Here is a 16,290-nt window from a genome sequence, read left to right as displayed (position 1 = left end):
TATGAGCGATTATAATGATTTGATGGGTTTCGTGCGCGAGACGGAGGCCCTGTCACAGGTCGCGGGCCGTCTGGGCTGGGACCAAGAAACCGTGATGCCCGGCGGCGCGGTTGAACAACGGGCAGAAGAGCATGGGGCCATGGCCTCTGTCCTGCATGCGCGGCGGATTGATCCGCGCATCGGTGGCTGGCTGGAAACGGCTGTGGCTGAGGACGATGTCGCCGCAGCGCAGATCCGGCACATCCGCCGCAGCTTTGAGCGGGCGGCCAAGGTGCCAGCGCAGCTTGCCTCTGCCATTGCGCGGGAAACCAGCCGGGCGCACCGGATTTGGGCGCAGGCCCGCGCGGACGAGGATGTCGCGGCCTTTCTGCCTGCGCTGGACAAGGTGCTGCAGCTCAAGCGCGAAGAGGCGCAGGCGATTGCGGGCAGCGCTGATCCCTATGACGCGATGCTGGATGATTACGAGCCCGGTGCCACGGCAGCGCAGCTGTCGGCGATGTTCGGCGCGATGCGCCCGCGCCTTGTGGCGCTGCGCGGGGCGATCCGGGATAAGGCCCCCGCACCGATGCTGCGCGGCACTTTCCCCGAAGGTGAGCAGATGGCGCTGACCCGCGATCTGGCGCTGGCCTTTGGCTATGATTTGAACAACGGCCGCATTGATAAGGCGCTGCATCCGTTCTCCTCTGGGTCCGGTTTGGACGTGCGGATCACGACGCGGACCAATGTGGATGATCCGTTTAACTGCTTTTATTCAACGATCCACGAGGTCGGGCATGCCTGTTACGAGCAGAACATCGACCGCGATTACCTGCTGACGCCGCTAGGTGCAGGGGTGTCCATGGGCGTGCATGAAAGCCAAAGCCGGATTTACGAGAATCAGATCGGCCGCAGCCGTGCCTTTACCGGCTGGTTGTTTGGGCAGATGAAGGACCGCTTTGGCGATTTTGGGATCGCTTCTGCGGATGATTTCTTTGCCTGCGTGAACCGGGTGGCGGATGGGTTTATCCGGACCGAGGCCGACGAGGTGCAGTATAACCTGCATGTACTGCTACGCTTTGATCTAGAGCAGGCGCTGGTATCCGGCGATCTGCTGGTGCGCGACCTCGAGGCCGCTTGGAACGACCGCTTTGCCAGCGATTTCGGCTTTGCTGTCGATAAGCCGTCGCACGGTGTGTTGCAGGACGTGCATTGGTCCGAGGGGCTGTTCGGCTATTTTCCGACCTATTCGCTGGGCAATGTCTATGCGGGCTGTCTGCATACCGCATTGCGGGCAGATGTGCCCGATCTGGACGATGATCTGGCGCGGGGCGATACGTCGCGCGCGACGGGGTGGCTAAGCGACAAGGTGCAGCGCCATGGCGGATTGTACGCGCCGCGCGATGTGATTGGGCGGGCGTCGGGCGAGGCACCGTCCGAGGGGCCGCTGCTCGATTATCTAGAGGCGAAGTTCGGAGCGATTTAGGGGCTTTGAGCTTTTCGGGGGCGTTGCTGGGGGCGCTGCCCCCCGGCTTTGCCGTCCCCCGAGGTATTTCTGACCAGAAGAAGGTGGGGGTCCGATAGACGCTTGTGTTGCCGGGGGCGCTGCCCCCAGCGCTGCGCGCTTCCCCCGGGATATTTGAGACGCGAAGAAGGGGCTGGGCCGCCTTAGGTGGGCCAGTCGGGCAGGCGTTTTGTCAAGAAGGCGTCGATGCCTTCGGCTGTTGCGTCCAGGCCCATGTTTTCCACCATGACATCGCCGGTGAAGGCATAGGCCTGCGCGGTGGTCATGTGGGATTGGGCGTAAAAGGCCGCTTTGCCGATGCGCACGGCGGCGGGCAGTTTTTGCGCGATGCTTTGCGCAAGGGCGCGGGTGTCTTCGCCGAGCTCCTCTACCGGGGCGGTGCGGTTGATCAGGCCTTGGTGCTGCGCCTCTGATGCGAGCAGGAAGCGGCCCGTCGTCAGCATCTCGAACGCCATTTTAGTGGGAATGTTGCGGGTCAGGGCCACCATGGGGGTGGAGCAGAACAGGCCGATATTCACGCCGTTGACGCCAAAGCGGGCGCCGTCTTCGGCCACGGCCAGATCGCAAGTGGCGACAAGTTGGCAGCCCGCGGCGGCGGCAAGGCCGTGAACCTGCGCGATCACGGGCTGGGGCAGGGACTGGATGCGCGTCATCAGGGCGGTGCAGCGGTCGAACAAGGCTTTGAGGCCAGCGGCCCCTTTATCCGGCTGGGCCCGCAGGCTGCGCAGTTCATTCAGATCGTGGCCCGCGCAAAAGGCCCGGCCTGCGCCGCGCAGGATCACCACGCGAATTGTATCGTCGGCGGCGATTGTATCAAAGGCGTCGTGCAGTGCCTGCAGCATGGCCATTGAAAGCGCGTTCAGCCGGTCCGGTGCGTTCATCGTTAAAGTCGCGATATGTGCGTCGTCGTCTCTGGTCAGGATTGTCATGGGCACCCCTTTGCGGTTGTCTGGGGCGAGGTTAGGGCAGGGAGGCCGCTTTTGGAACTTAAGATGGATATCGCCGCGCTTGAGGCGTTTTTAGTGGAGGCGTTTCCGCAAGTGTCCGCGGATTTCGGCATCGAGCGGCTGGACGCAGACGGGCTGTGTGTGCGGCTGAAGGTGGCAGAGCGGCATTTGCGGCCCGGCGGCACGATATCGGGGCCAAGTATGTTCGCGCTGGCGGATGTCGCGGTTTATTTGGCGATTCTGTCGCGGCTTGGGCCGGTGGCGCTGGCGGTGACGACGAATTGTAGCATTGATTTCATGCGTAAACCGGCCAGCGGCGTTGATCTGCTCTGCGAATGCCGCTTGCTGAAGCTGGGACGGCTGCTGGCGGTGGGTGATGTATTGATACATTCCGAAGGTTTGGATCAGCCGGTGGCGCGCGCCAGCCTGACCTATGCGATCCCGCCAAGCTGATGAATAGACGAAAAAAGGCCAGCCCGTAGGCTGGCCAAGTCGCTCGGGGTCGTCTCTGATTAGCGCTGAAAGAAGGCCTTGTCGGCCTCGCGGCGCGCTTGTCCGGGGGTCATGCCGATATCGCGCAGGGTATGCGCCTCGACCTTTGAGAGCGCTTTGCGCGTCTTTCGGCGCATGTCCCAGACGGTCACGGCGACGGCAGCAATCACGCAAAACTGGGCCAGCTTTGGCAGGGATGCCTGGCTATTCAGAAGCGAGAGTTGTGCGGCGTGCAGTGCGACGGCCATGGGATCATTCCTTAAATTGTATTGACACAAAATAGCGATTTGCTATGGTGTAGGGATACAAAGCGAAGTCAGGGGCGTCCAGAAAATGATTGTATCCGATACAAAGTGGACGCCAGAACTTTCGCTGGGCGGCGCGCGGTCAAAATACGAGGCTTTGGCCCATGCGATCCGTGAAGGTGTGTTGACGGGGCAGCTTCAACCCGGCGCGCAACTGCCGCCGGTGCGTGATTTGGCGTTTCGTGTTGGGGTGACACCGGGCACCGTGGCGCGGGCGTACCGCGTCTTGGTCGATGACCGGATTTTGGTGGCGGGCGTGGGGCGCGGCACCTTTGTGGCGGACCGGCCGGCCCATATCCCGCCGGGCCTGACCGAGGATATCGCGCAGAATATGGCGCCGTCGCTGCTGGCGGATTTCCATGTGGAACAGATCTCTCCAGGGTATCTTGTCAGCCCGCGGATGCCGGATATGGGGCAGGCGGCGCTGATGGCGCGGGTGCTGGCCGAGGTGGCGGCGCAGCCGTCGCAGCTGTTGATGCGCTATCCCAGCCGGACCACGGATGCGGGGGCGCGGGCGGCCTTTCACGCCGTGCTCGACCTTGATGCCGTGGGCCCTGCAAGTGTCGAGGATATTGTGCTGTCCCATGGCGGGCAGAACGCGGTGGTCATGATTATGCAGACTGTGCTGCATGGCCCGGCCCCTGCGATTATCGTCGACGAGCTAAGCTATAATGGCTTTCGCAGCGCGGCAGAGCTGTGCCGGGCCGAAGTGTTTTCCGTGCCATGGGATGACGAGGGGCCGGTGGTCGAGGTCTTTGCCCAGTTGGTGCGCCAGCACCGGGTCCAACTGTATTGCACGGCGGCAGAGGTGTGTAATCCGACGACGCGGGCGACGTCGCCTGCGCGGCGTGCACAGATTGCCGCGATTGCGCAGCGCCACGGTGTGCATGTGATTGATGACGATTGCTACAGTCGCACGCAGCGCGTCGGGCCAAGCTATCGGGCGTTGCTGCCGGATCTGGGGTGGTATGTGACCTCGCCCTCCAAATCGCTGACGCCGTCGCTGCGCATTGGCTTTGCCGTGGCCCCGCAGACCTGCGCGCGGGCGCTGGTCCGTACGGCGACGGGGCACAGCTTTGGCGTGTCGCAGCTGGTCTGTCATACCTATGCGCATGTGATGGCCGCGCCGGAATTGCCGGGGATTATCGCGGCCGTGACCAAGCGTATCTCGCAGGATGTGGCAAGCGCGGTGCAGGTGCTTGATGGTTATGATCTGGCTTGGGCTGAGGGTGCGCCCTTTGTCTGGCTGACGCTGCCGTCGCCTTGGCGGGCTGGCGCATTTGTCGACGCGGCCAAGACGTATGGCATCGTGCTGAAATCCGCAGAGGCCTTTGTGCAGCGCGATAGCCGCATGGTGCATGCGGTGCGGATCGCGGTGAATGGAGAGGTCGGCCATGCCGAGTTTCACAGTGCGATGATTCAGTTGCGCGGGCTTTTAGACGCGCCGCCAGCCAGAATCGCAGTGTAAACGGGTTGTTGGGTTGGGGTATTATTATACCTTAATTGTAAGGCGCTGTTTTTCCTTGGTAAAATACGGTTTAGCGCGCTTGACCGTGCGTTCCTTGCAGTTATAACCCGCTCATCCGAATGACGGGTCAGTGATGGCCCCCAAATTACTCTGGTGAGATATGAAAACCTTTACCGCTACCCCAGCGGATATCGACAAGAAATGGATCATCGTCGACGCTGAAGGCGTCGTCCTTGGTCGTCTTGCATCGATCATCGCTATGCGTTTGCGCGGCAAGCACAAGCCAACCTTCACGCCGCACATGGACATGGGCGACAATGTTATCGTGATCAACGCTGAAAAAGTGCAGATCACTGGCAACAAGCGCGAAGAAAAGAACTACTGGCACACCGGCCACCCCGGCGGCATCAAGTTCCGCACCACAGGCGAGATCCTGGATGGCAAGCACCCCGAGCGGGTCGTCACGCAGGCCGTCAAGCGGATGCTGCCCGGTGGTCCACTGAGCCGCCAGCAAATGACTCACCTGCGCGTTTTCGCGGGCACTGAGCATGGCATGGAAGCCCAGAAGCCCGAAGTTCTGGACGTCGCGTCCATGAACAAGAAGAACACGAGGACCGCATAATGGCCGATCAGATCAACTCTCTTGAAGAGCTGGGCAATGCCGTGACTGCCGATATCGGTGGTGTGCAGGGCTCTGAAACTCCGATGGCTGCCCCGCGCGAGCCTGTCCGTGACGCACAAGGCCGCGCCTATGCGACTGGTAAGCGTAAGGACGCTGTTGCACGCGTTTGGATCAAGCCGGGTTCCGGCAAGGTCACCGTGAACGGCAAGCCGATCGACGATTACTTCAGCCGTCCTGTTCTGCAGATGATCCTGAAGCAGCCGTTCCAGATCGCTGGCGTTGTTGGCCAGTTCGACGTGATGGCAACTGTTGCTGGCGGCGGTCTGTCCGGCCAAGCTGGTGCGGTCAAGCACGGCGTGTCCAAGGCACTGCAGCTGTATGATCCAACCCTGCGCGCAGCCCTGAAAGCTGCTGGCTTCCTGACCCGCGACAGCCGCGTCGTCGAGCGTAAGAAGTACGGCAAGGCGAAAGCCCGTAAGAGCTTCCAGTTCTCCAAGCGTTAAGCTTCGGATTTATGGTTTGGGAAAGGGCGGTCCGAATGGGCCGCCCTTTTTCGTTGCGTGATGGATAAAAGGGCGCAGGGGGCGCTGCCCCCCGGCCTTTGGCCGTCCCCCGAGGTATTTTTGACCAGAAGAAGGGCGGGCGTGCGATCCGGGATTGATCTTTCGCGCGGTTGGCGAAACGATTGGTGTCATGGCAAAATTCGCGACTCTTACCCAAGACCAGACCCGGAGTATCAAGCTGCTTGGCTTGCCCTTGGTCTATGCACTGCTGCTGCTGGCCGTTCCGCTAGGGGCGATCGTGTTGTTCAGCTTTTGGACGCAGGATTTCATGACCGTCGACACGACGTTCACGACCGCCAATTACCGCGAGATTTATGACAGCCCGATTTATGGCCTGCTGCTGCAGCGGTCCTTGATGGTGTCAGGTATCGTGACGGCGGTGACGGTGCTGCTGGCGTATCCAGTCGCCTATTTCATCAGCTTTCATGTGCATCCGAGCAAGAAAAGCATCTGGCTGTTCCTGATCACCATTCCGTTCTGGACTAGCTATTTGATCCGGGTGTTTTTGTGGAAGGTCATTCTGGGGTATAACGGGGTGATTAACTCTGGCCTGCTACAGCTTGGGATTATTGACGAGCCGCTGACCTTTATCCTGTATAACGTGAACGCCGTCATCATCACGCTGGCGCATGCCTTCGCGCCCTTTGCGATCCTGCCGATTTTCGTCGTGCTGGAAAAGATCGACCGGTCGCTGCTGGAAGCCTCGCAAGACCTTGGCGAATCGAAGTTTTCCACGTTCCTGCGCGTTACATTGCCGCTGTCGATGCCGGGCGTTGTCGGCGCGGTTCTAATCGTGTTCATCCCAACGATTGGTGATTACGTCACGCCAGAGCTGATGGGCGGCGCGAGCGGCAAGCTGATTGCCAATATGATTCAGACGCAGTTTTTACAGCTTAATAACGCGCCGCTTGGTGCCGCGTTGGCGATTGTCGCGATGCTCTGTGTGACGGCGATTTCGCTGATCTTTGTGTTCCTGAACCGGAAATACTTGCGGGGGCGAACATGAAGTTGCGTGTCTATGCCATTGCATACCTTATCTTTTTGTATGCGCCGATTATCCTGCTGCCGATGTTTGCATTCAATGATGCCACGATTATCGCTTTTCCACTGTCGGGCTTTACGACCGAATGGTTTGCCGAACTGACGCAGAACCGGGCCTTGCATGCAGCGGTGCAGAATTCGCTGATCATCGCGGTTTGCACGGCGGTCTTTGCCACGATCCTTGGGCTTTGCGCCGCGCGCGCCGGCGCGATGTCGGACTTTCCGGGCAAAAAGGGCATCACCGGCTTCATCATGCTGCCGCTGGTGCTGCCAGAGATTATCGTCGCGGTCGCCTTGTTGGTGATCCTGCGGCAGGTGCTGGGGCTAAGTCTTGGCAATTGGACGATTATCATGGCGCATGTGCTGATCTGTACGCCGTTTTCCATCGCGATCCTGAACGGTGCCTTTGGCGCGCTGGACCCGTCGATGGAAGAAGCCGCGCTTGATCTGGGAGAGAGCCGTTGGAGCGCCTTCCGTTTAGTGACGCTGCCGCTGGTGATGCCGGGGATCATCTCGTCCATGCTGATTTCCTTTACCATCAGCCTTGATGAATTCATCATCGCGTTCTTTTTAACCGGCTCCAATCCGACGATGCCGGTCTATATCTGGGGCTTGCTGCGCTTTCCAAAGTCGCTGCCCGTCATCATGGCGCTGGGGACGATCCTTGTGGCGCTGTCGGTCATCTTGTTGACCATTGCCGAAATATTCCGCCGCCGGGGCGTGCGCCGCGCCGGTGGCACCGATACCGGGGGCTTTCTGTGACCGACCTGATCAAACTGCGCGGCGTAGATAAATACTACGGCGATTATCATGCGTTGCGCGATATCAACCTGACGATTCGTGAGGGGGAATTTTTCTCTCTGCTGGGGCCATCGGGCTGCGGCAAGACGACGTTGCTGCGCGTGATTGCTGGGTTCGAGGGGGTGTCGGGCGGCACGGTCATGATCTCTGATAAGGACATGGCTGACGTGCCGCCGAACCAGCGGCCGACCAATATGGTGTTTCAGTCTTATGCGATTTTTCCGCATCTAAGCGTCGGCGAAAACGTGGCTTTTGGCCTGCGCAAATCTGGGCTGAACAAGGCTGACAAGGCATCTGCCGTTGAAGAGGCGCTGAGCATGGTTGGCCTTGCGGGCTATGGCAAGCGCGCTGCCCATGCGCTGTCGGGCGGGCAACGGCAGCGGGTTGCATTGGCGCGGGCGTTGATCCTGAAGCCGAAAGTGCTGCTGCTGGACGAGCCGCTGAGCGCGCTGGACAAGAAGATGCGCGAGCATATGCAGGTCGAGCTGATCCGCCTGCAACGTGCTGTGGGCATTACTTTTATCCTGGTCACGCACGACCAGGAAGAAGCGCTTGTCATGTCTGACCGCATCGCTGTGATGTTCGCCGGAGAGATCGGGCAGCTGGACGATCCAGAGACATTGTATCGCAGGCCCAACTCTCGCCGTGTGGCGGAATTTATCGGCAAGATGAACTTTTTACCCGGCCGCGTGACAGCTACCGGTGACACGATCACGCTGGATATCGCGGGTTTTGGCGTCACAGATGTGCCTGCCGTGCAAGCACCAGAGGGCGCGACATTGGGCGAGGCCGCGATTGGCATCCGGCCTGAAACGCTGGCGATCTTGTTCGATGGCGAAAAGGCCAGCCGTCATGAAGCGGCGGCCGTGGTGGACGAGGTCGTCTATTATGGCGACATGACCTACTACGATGTTCGCGTGAACAACGTGCCAGAACCCCTTACGATCGCTATGAAAAACATGATTGGCCGCCCCGTGCTAGACGTCGGGGCGCAGACCCGCATCGCCTGGGACGAGCGGGCCATCGTCGTTTTTTAAAGCGGCATGGCGTAGCGGATCGACAGCACTTCTAACCCGGGATTGGTGACGTCTGTATCGGCGTTGGACCGGTGGTCATAGGCCACGGTCACCGTCGCGCCGCCCTCAAAGGCAAAGCCGACGCCGATGCTGGACCGGAATTGCAGGCTGCCGCCCAGATCCGGACCGTCGCTTTGGAAATAGATGCCGGGCATCAATGTCGATTCTAGGAAGAACGGGCCGGACCAGATGTCAGTGCTGGTCCATTTTCCCCCGGCACCAATCCAGCCTGCGCCGTCTTCGGTCACGGACGCGCCGATGGTGGTCTGGAATGGCCCGTGTTTTTGGCCCGCGTCATAGCCAACGTAAAACTCTTTGCCGATGCGGTCTTCGTCAAATCGCACATCGCCCAGTTGGAATGACAAGCGCGCCGGTGCGTCGGTGGTGGCTAAGCATCCGGTCGGGCAGTCATTCAGTGCCATATCGGTCAGGCTGGTGATCACGAAAAACGCGGCGAGTGCACCGTCCATGCAATTGCTCCTGCTAGGTCACTATAAGGTTAACATTGTTTTGAGGCATCCCGCCGGGGCTGGCAAGGTTCAACCCTGCGCGCCTTAAACCAAAGCAATGGGATCAAGCGTCTGGCGGTAGAATGCCAAGGCCGCGCAGATAGATGCCGATGCCGGTTTCTAGCAAATCTTGCGGTGGATAGGGGCTTTTGGTGCCGGGGCTGCCGCGGGCGAAAAGTTCGACAACGCCGTGGGATAGCGCCCAGATATGGGCCGCAAACATCTGCGGCGGTGGGCGGCGGCTTGCCGGAATATGCTGGGACAGCTGCTCTGACGCTTTTTCCATCACACCCAGCGCGCGGGTGGCGATTTTGTGCAGCGCAGGCGATCGGTTGATCGACACGCCGCTTTCGAACATCGCGACATAGTGGCCCGGATTTTCCCGGGCGAAGTCCAGATAGGCAGCCCCGGTGGCCAGAAAAGCCTGCAAATCCGACGGGATGCCGCTGGCATAGGCGGCCTCCATCCGTTCGGCAAACAGATGATAGCCTTGCAGCGCGGCCTCTGCGATCAGGTCATCGCGGCCTTGGAAATGGCGGTAAACGGCGGCGGGTGTGACGCCAGCCTCGCGGGCGGCTTCGGATAGGGTGAATCCTGTGGGGCCACGATCCTCGATCAGGCGCAGGCAGGCCTCGACCAAGGCCTGCGCCAGATTGCCGTGATGGTAGCCGCGTTTAACCATGGCGGGGGGTAGGCGCTCCGGCAATTTTTGGGTCCAGATCACCGATGGAGGCGGCGGATTTGCCAGCATAGGACAGCGGCAACAGGACCGAACGGATCGCATTGACCCGCGCGCGGCGTTTATCATCGGCGCGAATCACGGTCCAAGGCGCCGCTTGGGTGTGGGTGCGGTCCAAAGTTTCATTGATCGCGGCGGTGTAGGCGTCCCATTTGCGCAAGCCGTCGACGTCAATTTGGCTCAGCTTCCATTGCTTGAGCGGATCGCTTTCGCGGTCCAAAAAGCGTTGAAGCTGGGTCGCCCGGCCAACGTTCAGCCACAACTTGAATAGCTTGATGCCATCATCCACCAGCAGCTTTTCAAATGCGGTGACTTGATTGAACCAGGCCTCACGCTCTGCCGGGGTGCAAAAGCCGAAAACATGTTCGACAACGCCGCGATTGTACCAGCTGCGGTCAAAGAAAACGACTTCGCCCGCTGCTGGCAGGTGTTTGATATAACGCTGAAAATACCACTCTGTCGCTTCTGTTTCTGTCGGTTTGGACAGAGCGACGACGCGGGCGTGGCGCGGGTTCATGTTTTCGCGAAAGCGCTTGATCGTGCCGCCCTTGCCTGCGGCGTCGCGGCCTTCAAACAAGACGACGATACGCTGGCCGTCAGATTGGGCCGCGGCTTGCAACTTTGCCAGTTCGATCTGCAGGTTTTCCAGCGCGTCCTCATAAGGCTCTTTGCCCCACTTTTCCGTATAGGGAAAACTCGGCTGCAAAATCTCGCCCTTTTTAGAGTCGCGGATGGCGTCGCGCACGGATGGCGTCGCGTGCTGTTCGAAATAGCGGCTGATGCCACCGTCAAAGGGTTTGGGCATGAAGTCCTCCGGCTTTGGGGGCACTATGGCCCCGGCATAAGATCAGCGCAATCCGGCCCGCGCGGCCGCACGGTCAATCGCGTCAATCGCAGCGGCGGGGTCAACGTGGTGCGGCATATGGCCGACCCCGTCCAACCGGGTCAAATGCGCTGATTTCACCAGCGCCGCGACCTTTTCGGAATGGATATCAATTGGAACCGTCGTATCCGCCGTGCCGTGCAGTATTTCGATGGGGAGTGTTAAATCCGGGTAAAGTTTCGCCATTTCGACCGCATAGGGGCGCAAACTATTCACTTGGCGCACATTTGCGCGAAATGCTTCAGGCCGCAGGGCCAGCGCTGCACCGATATAGTCGGCGTAGCCTGCGGGGGCGGGTTGCGGGGCGAAGGCACCCTCGATCGCGTCCTCGACCTTGGATGTCGGCACAAGAGCCGAGATGAGGGGAATCGTCACCGCCCCGCCAAGGGCGCTGGCATTGACGGTGTAATACGGCCCCAGCCCGCCGGGCCAAGGCATGGCCACGCCTGCAAAGCTGACCATCGCAGCCGCGTTAACGTCGTTGTCACCTTGTAGCCCCATCAGCGCCCATTCATAGGCAACGATACCGCCCATGGAATGACCGACGACTACGGGCTGGGTGATGCCAAGCTGGCTTGCAGCCTCGCGCAGCATGGTGGCTTGCTGCAGCGGGCTTTCGCCGGCGGTGGCCAGCGCACCGGTGTCGATGCCGGGGAAGCGGTCTGTATAGCCAAGGCCGGGACGGTCGAAGGCGGTGACGCGGTAGTGGTCGGTCAGTTTGTCAAACAGGTCGAATTTAAAATCGCGCAGGTTGCCGCCCGCGCCGTGGATCAGCACCACGTCGGGGCCGGACCCGGCCTGAATATAGTGGACTTTCGCGCCGCCTTGCACCGTGACGAACTGGCCGATGGGCGGAAAGGCCTGCTCTGCTGCTTGGTCGCGGTAGGTGTCGGTACAGCCGGTTATGATCGCCCCCAAACCAAGGGTCAGGGCGGTCAGGGTGAGCGCTTTAAGTGCCAATTTCATTCAGGTCATACTTCGTCGTCTGGTAGATCTCATTGATCCAATTGCCATATAGAAGGTGCGCGTGACTTCTCCACCTATTTTGGGGGGCGTTCGCGGGATCGTCATGAGGGTAGTAGTTGCAGGGCACGTTGATCGGCGTGCCTTCGGCTACGTCGCGGTCGTATTCTTGTTTCAGCGTGCCGCTGTCATATTCGAAGTGGTTAAAGACATAGAGCGCGCGGTGCTGGGTGTCCTCGACCAAGCAAGGGCCGGACTCGGCACTGGTGATCAGCGTGTGCAGCGCGGGGCGGGCGTCGATTTCGGCCTGCTTCATCTCGGTCCAGCGGCTGACGGGGACGACGATATCGTCGGAAAACCCGCGCAAATAGGGCGAGGCCGGGGCGGTCACCGTGTGGCGAAAGCAGCCAAAGGCCTTGTGGTCCAGCAGATGCTTTTGCACCCCGTGGAAGTGGTTAATCATCGCCATGCCGCCCCAGCACACGCCAAAGGTGGAATGCACATGGGTTTGGGTCCAGGCAAAGACCTGTTCCAACTCCTGCCAATAGGTCACGTCTTGGAACGGCAAATGCTCGATCGGGGCGCCGGTGATGATCAGACCGTCGAACTTCTCTCCGCTTGCCACCACGTCGGCAAAGGGGCGGTAAAACTCCTCCATATGCTCGGCGGCGGTGTTGCGGGTCTGATGTTCGGTCATGCGAATAAGGCTCAGCTCGATCTGCAGCGGCGTCGCGCCGATCAGACGGGCAAACTGGTTTTCCGTCTGGATCTTCTTGGGCATCAGGTTCAGCAGCGCGATCCGCAGCGGGCGGATATCCTGACGGTCGGCGGCATCCTCGGCCAGCACCATGACACCTTCGCGCGACAAGACGGCATAGGCGGGCAGGGTAGAGGGCAGTTTGATCGGCATGGCTTTGATCCTTGATCGCGGGGGATGACAGATAGGCGCGTTAGGCCTGCATCTCAACCCGTTGCAAGGCGCGTGCGACTAATGCGTCAAAATCAGCGGCGGTGCGCACAGCGCCGATGTCGCTGGCGGGAATCGTCAGGCCCCAGCGGTCTGCCATTGCGCGGTAGCGCGGCTGACGGTGGGCAAGCGCGCGCGCATAGGTCCAGCGGATAAAGGCGTCGGGATCGACGTCGTTTTCGGTGCAGTCGTGGGCCCGCAGGTAAGCGGCCCAAGCATCGAGCAGAAAGCCCGGCTGATAGGACATCGGCTTTGGCGCGGCATCAAAGCGGCGCACCAGTTCGGCGGTGTGGGCGTCAGAGCCTTCGATCCAGATCAGCAGGGTGCGCTGCGCCAGATGCTGCATGACGGGATCGTTCGCGTCTTCCGGATCAACCCATTCGCAGATCGACCCGCCTGTGTCGCAGACAAAATGCGGGTAGTTATAAAGGGACGTCGCCCGGTCGATGAAATGACCGGTGTCGAGCAGGGCGGCGACTTCGGCCCGGCGGAACTGGTCCTGACGGCGGGTGTATTCGGCAAAGGGCAGACCGCCAAGCGCCGCGCTGCCGGGTTTGCCAAGGTAGGTCGAGACCGGGTTCAGGTTATCGAAGGTGATGTTCGATCCGATGTAAATGCTGTCCGATAGCAGCAGATCGCGCAGAAAGGGGACCTTCATCGCCTCTGCCTTGGCATTGTCGGCGATCAGCTCGCCCATATACCGCGTGCCGATGCGGTAATCGACAGAGTAATGGAACCAGTCGCCAGTGCGGCGCAGCAGGCTGGCGATATGCGTTTTACCAAGGCCAGACATGCCAAAGAACAAAACACGTTTTTGCGGGGCGGCCAGCCATTCGGCGGAGGATGTATAAATCATACCGCTTGCCTAAGGCGCGGCGTAAAAATCTTCTAGAAGATTTTTGATGCGGGAAAAATTTTAGCTAAAATTTTTCGGATCTGCCGCGATTACTGGCCGCGCCAGATCCAGCCGCCACCCAAGACACGGCTGCTGTCCGGGTCATAGAACACGCAGGCCTGACCGGGGCTGACGCCTTCTTCGGCGACCAGCAATTCGACCTCTGCCTCGGTGTCGGAAATGGGGTGAATCACCGCCTCGACCGGGGGTTTGGTGGACCGGACTTTGACCGCGATATTGCGGGTGCCGCCAGCAAGAAAGCCGCCCTGACCCAGCCAGTTGATTTCGCGGATCGGGACGCGGCGGGTCGCCAGCATTTCCTTTGGGCCGACGATCACATGGCGCGCATCAACGTCCAGCTTGACCACATACAAAGGATCAGCCAATCCGCCGATCCCCAGCCCGCGCCGCTGCCCGATGGTATAGTGCAGCACCCCATTGTGCTGCCCCAAAACCGTGCCGTTCACATCGACGATATCGCCGGGCTCTGCCGCGCCGGGGCGCAGCTTTTGGATCACGGCGGCATAGTTGCCGTTGGGGACAAAGCAGATGTCCTGACTGTCGGGTTTATCCGCCACGGTCAGGCCGAACTTCAGCGCCAGCGCGCGGGTTTCAGCCTTGCTATGCAGGTGTCCCAGCGGAAAGCGCAGGTAATCCAACTGCTCTGACGTGGTCGAGAACAAGAAGTAGCTTTGATCCCGGTTCGCGTCGGCCGCTTGGTGTAATTCGGCCCCATCGGTGCCCATTTTGCGCTGAATATAGTGACCCGTCGCCATGCAATCGGCATCAAGCTCGCGCGCGGTTTGCAGCAGGTCCTTGAACTTGACACGCTCGTTGCAGCGGATGCAGGGCACGGGCGTCGCGCCAGCCAGATAGCTGTCGGCGAACTCGTCAATCACCGCCTCTTTGAACTTGTTTTCGTAGTCGAGGACATAGTGCGGAAAGCCCATCGCCTCGGCCACGCGGGCGGCGTCTTGGATGTCGCGCCCGGCGCAGCACGCGCCTTTTTTCGCCAGCGCCGCGCCGTGATCATACAGCTGCAACGTGACGCCAACGACGTCGTAGCCTTCGCTTGCCAATTGCGCCGCCACAACAGAACTGTCGACGCCGCCGGACATGGCAACCACGACGCGGGTCTGCGCGGGGGGCTTGGCAAAACCAAGGGAATTCAGGGGCTGATCAAGTGACATCGCACACCTTTAGGTCGGCTTAAGCTAATATATAGGAAAATGCCCGATATACCCAAGTGCCGGGGCTTACCAGTCCTTAAAGAATTTGCGCCACCAAGCAGCACGGGGACGCCGAAGGAGGGTGAAGTATGTTTTTGAAGAAAATTGACGGGCCGCGATCCGTGATGCTGCCGGATGGGTCTATTATGACGCGCGCCGATTTACCGCCAGCGCGCACGCGGCGCTGGGTGGCGTCGCGCAAGGCTGCGGTCGTTGCTGCTGTGGCGCATGGGTTAATTGAACGTGAATTGGCACTGAGCACCTATGCACTATCGGACGATGAATTTGATGAATGGGAAAGCGCGGTGCGGCTGCATGGTCAGGACGCATTAAAGACGACAGCGCTACAACGTTATAGACAACTTAAGGGTGAATGATCATAATTTAGTAATCCGGTAACGGAGAGTTAATCATTGGCCGCCAAAGTGACCAGGTCATAACGAAGCGGAGAACCCCGATGCGTGTACTGTTGGTCGAAGACGATCCTACCACCTCGAAAAGCATCGAATTGATGCTGAGCCATGCGAATCTAAACGTCTATTCCACCGACATGGGGGAAGAAGGCATCGATTTGGCGAAACTGTATGATTACGATTTGATTCTTTTGGACCTGAACCTGCCCGATATGAATGGGCATGAAGTGCTGCGCCAGCTGCGTTTGGCGCGCATTGATACACCGATTTTGATTTTGTCGGGCGAGGATGATACCGAAAACAAGCTAAAGGGCTTTGGTTTCGGGGCGGATGATTATTTGACCAAACCTTTTCATCGCGAAGAACTGGTTGCACGAATCCATGCGATTATTCGCCGCTCTAAGGGGCATGCGCAGTCGATCATTAAGACTGGCAGTATCTGTGTGAACCTTGACGCGAAAACGGTCGAAGTCGAAGGCACTGCCGTGCATTTGACCGGCAAGGAATATCAGATGCTGGAACTGCTTAGCCTGCGCAAAGGCACGACGCTGACGAAAGAAATGTTCCTGAACCATCTTTATGGCGGCATGGACGAGCCTGAATTGAAGATCATCGATGTATTCATCTGCAAGCTGCGCAAAAAACTATCCGAAGCCACGGAGGGCGAGAATTTTATCGAAACCGTCTGGGGCCGTGGATATGTGTTGCGCGATCCAGACGCGCAATCGGGCAGGGCACCGCCTCTTGCCGTCGGGGCCTAAGGGTTAGCAATTTGCAGGTTTGACAGCCCAGGCGGGCGTGGCGTCTGGACGTCTGAACGGTGCCGCTTTAGATTTCGGTCGAACCGCACTCGCGGACGAACCCGACCGGAGGCTG

At 59.8% G+C, this 16,290-nt stretch carries 19 protein-coding genes; 10 read left to right on the top strand and 9 right to left on the bottom strand.

The window, feature by feature from the left end; genetic code table 11:
* The first annotated feature begins 1 nt into the window (after nt 1).
* The gene (locus KBW81_RS08535) at nt 2-1,462 is read left to right on the top strand and encodes a carboxypeptidase M32 (RefSeq protein ID WP_254246884.1); all 1,461 of its coding nucleotides are present in this window, start codon (nt 2-4) and stop codon (nt 1,460-1,462) included.
* Between the two features lie 182 nt (nt 1,463-1,644).
* Here KBW81_RS08535 and KBW81_RS08530 read toward each other — a convergent pair whose 3' ends face one another.
* Nucleotides 1,645-2,430 carry an enoyl-CoA hydratase gene (locus KBW81_RS08530; protein ID WP_254246883.1) on the bottom strand — a complete coding sequence of 262 codons (786 nt, stop codon included), beginning with the start codon at nt 2,428-2,430 and terminating at the stop codon, nt 1,645-1,647.
* Nucleotides 2,431-2,481: 51 nt separating this feature from the next.
* Between KBW81_RS08530 and KBW81_RS08525 the strand changes: the two genes are divergently transcribed.
* Nucleotides 2,482-2,901 (top strand): PaaI family thioesterase, encoded by a 420-nt coding sequence (locus KBW81_RS08525; protein ID WP_254246882.1) that lies wholly within the window; start codon nt 2,482-2,484, stop codon nt 2,899-2,901.
* A 59-nt stretch (nt 2,902-2,960) separates the two neighbouring features.
* On the opposite strand, the gene KBW81_RS08520 is transcribed toward KBW81_RS08525, so the two are convergent.
* Nucleotides 2,961-3,188 carry a DUF1127 domain-containing protein gene (locus tag KBW81_RS08520; protein ID WP_090187705.1) on the bottom strand — a complete coding sequence of 76 codons (228 nt, stop codon included), beginning with the start codon at nt 3,186-3,188 and terminating at the stop codon, nt 2,961-2,963.
* An 85-nt stretch (nt 3,189-3,273) separates the two neighbouring features.
* Here KBW81_RS08520 and KBW81_RS08515 point away from each other — a divergent pair, with 85 nt between their 5' ends.
* The 6 genes from KBW81_RS08515 to KBW81_RS08490 all read left to right on the top strand — a co-directional run bounded on the left by KBW81_RS08515 (nt 3,274) and on the right by KBW81_RS08490 (nt 8,777).
* On the top strand, nt 3,274-4,713 hold the full coding sequence (locus KBW81_RS08515) for an aminotransferase-like domain-containing protein (RefSeq protein ID WP_254246881.1): 1,440 nt from the start codon (nt 3,274-3,276) through the stop codon (nt 4,711-4,713).
* Between the two features lie 160 nt (nt 4,714-4,873).
* Nucleotides 4,874-5,335: a 50S ribosomal protein L13 gene (gene rplM / locus KBW81_RS08510; RefSeq protein WP_090187709.1), complete on the top strand. Its 462-nt coding sequence runs from the start codon at nt 4,874-4,876 to the stop codon at nt 5,333-5,335.
* Nucleotides 5,335-5,838, top strand: coding sequence for a 30S ribosomal protein S9 (gene rpsI, locus KBW81_RS08505; RefSeq protein ID WP_090187712.1), 504 nt, complete (start codon nt 5,335-5,337; stop codon nt 5,836-5,838). The genes rplM and rpsI overlap by 1 nt, the downstream gene beginning before the upstream one ends.
* A gap of 190 nt (nt 5,839-6,028) precedes the next feature.
* Nucleotides 6,029-6,904, top strand: a complete 876-nt coding sequence (locus KBW81_RS08500) for an ABC transporter permease (protein WP_254246880.1) — start codon at nt 6,029-6,031, stop codon at nt 6,902-6,904.
* Nucleotides 6,901-7,701, top strand: a complete 801-nt coding sequence (locus KBW81_RS08495) for an ABC transporter permease (RefSeq protein WP_254246879.1) — start codon at nt 6,901-6,903, stop codon at nt 7,699-7,701. The genes KBW81_RS08500 and KBW81_RS08495 overlap by 4 nt, the downstream gene beginning before the upstream one ends.
* On the top strand, nt 7,698-8,777 hold the full coding sequence (locus KBW81_RS08490; protein WP_254246878.1) for an ABC transporter ATP-binding protein: 1,080 nt from the start codon (nt 7,698-7,700) through the stop codon (nt 8,775-8,777). The genes KBW81_RS08495 and KBW81_RS08490 overlap by 4 nt, the downstream gene beginning before the upstream one ends.
* Here KBW81_RS08490 and KBW81_RS08485 read toward each other — a convergent pair.
* The 7 genes from KBW81_RS08485 to mnmA form a co-directional block, all read right to left on the bottom strand.
* Nucleotides 8,774-9,286: an acyloxyacyl hydrolase gene (locus KBW81_RS08485; protein WP_254246877.1), complete on the bottom strand. Its 513-nt coding sequence runs from the start codon at nt 9,284-9,286 to the stop codon at nt 8,774-8,776. The genes KBW81_RS08490 and KBW81_RS08485 overlap by 4 nt on opposite strands.
* Nucleotides 9,287-9,389: 103 nt before the next feature.
* Nucleotides 9,390-10,007: a TetR/AcrR family transcriptional regulator gene (locus tag KBW81_RS08480; RefSeq protein WP_090187721.1), complete on the bottom strand. Its 618-nt coding sequence runs from the start codon at nt 10,005-10,007 to the stop codon at nt 9,390-9,392.
* Nucleotides 10,000-10,869, bottom strand: a complete 870-nt coding sequence (ppk2, locus tag KBW81_RS08475) for a polyphosphate kinase 2 (protein WP_090187722.1) — start codon at nt 10,867-10,869, stop codon at nt 10,000-10,002. Before ppk2 ends, KBW81_RS08480 begins: the two co-directional genes overlap by 8 nt.
* Nucleotides 10,870-10,911: 42 nt before the next feature.
* Nucleotides 10,912-11,913: an alpha/beta fold hydrolase gene (locus tag KBW81_RS08470; RefSeq protein ID WP_254246876.1), complete on the bottom strand. Its 1,002-nt coding sequence runs from the start codon at nt 11,911-11,913 to the stop codon at nt 10,912-10,914.
* Entirely contained in the window at nt 11,897-12,820 is a 924-nt protein-coding gene (locus tag KBW81_RS08465; RefSeq protein WP_254246875.1) for a homoserine O-succinyltransferase, read from the bottom strand. The genes KBW81_RS08470 and KBW81_RS08465 overlap by 17 nt, the downstream gene beginning before the upstream one ends.
* A 40-nt stretch (nt 12,821-12,860) precedes the next feature.
* Nucleotides 12,861-13,733: an ATPase gene (locus KBW81_RS08460; protein WP_254246874.1), complete on the bottom strand. Its 873-nt coding sequence runs from the start codon at nt 13,731-13,733 to the stop codon at nt 12,861-12,863.
* 89 nt (nt 13,734-13,822) lie between these two features.
* Nucleotides 13,823-14,962 (bottom strand): tRNA 2-thiouridine(34) synthase MnmA, encoded by a 1,140-nt coding sequence (mnmA, locus tag KBW81_RS08455; RefSeq protein WP_254246873.1) that lies wholly within the window; start codon nt 14,960-14,962, stop codon nt 13,823-13,825.
* A 128-nt stretch (nt 14,963-15,090) separates the two neighbouring features.
* Here mnmA and sciP point away from each other — a divergent pair, with 128 nt between their 5' ends.
* Together sciP and ctrA are read left to right on the top strand one after the other, a co-directional pair.
* Nucleotides 15,091-15,378: a CtrA inhibitor SciP gene (gene sciP, locus KBW81_RS08450; RefSeq protein WP_090187732.1), complete on the top strand. Its 288-nt coding sequence runs from the start codon at nt 15,091-15,093 to the stop codon at nt 15,376-15,378.
* 80 nt (nt 15,379-15,458) lie between these two features.
* The gene (ctrA, locus tag KBW81_RS08445; protein WP_254246872.1) at nt 15,459-16,175 is read left to right on the top strand and encodes a response regulator transcription factor CtrA; all 717 of its coding nucleotides are present in this window, start codon (nt 15,459-15,461) and stop codon (nt 16,173-16,175) included.
* Nucleotides 16,176-16,290: the final 115 nt, after the last annotated feature.

The sequence above is a fragment of the Loktanella salsilacus genome (genome assembly GCF_024206795.1).
Lineage (GTDB): Bacteria > Pseudomonadota > Alphaproteobacteria > Rhodobacterales > Rhodobacteraceae > Loktanella > Loktanella salsilacus.
Note: the sequence above shows the minus strand (reverse complement) of the source record. Positions and strands in the feature narration are given on the sequence as shown.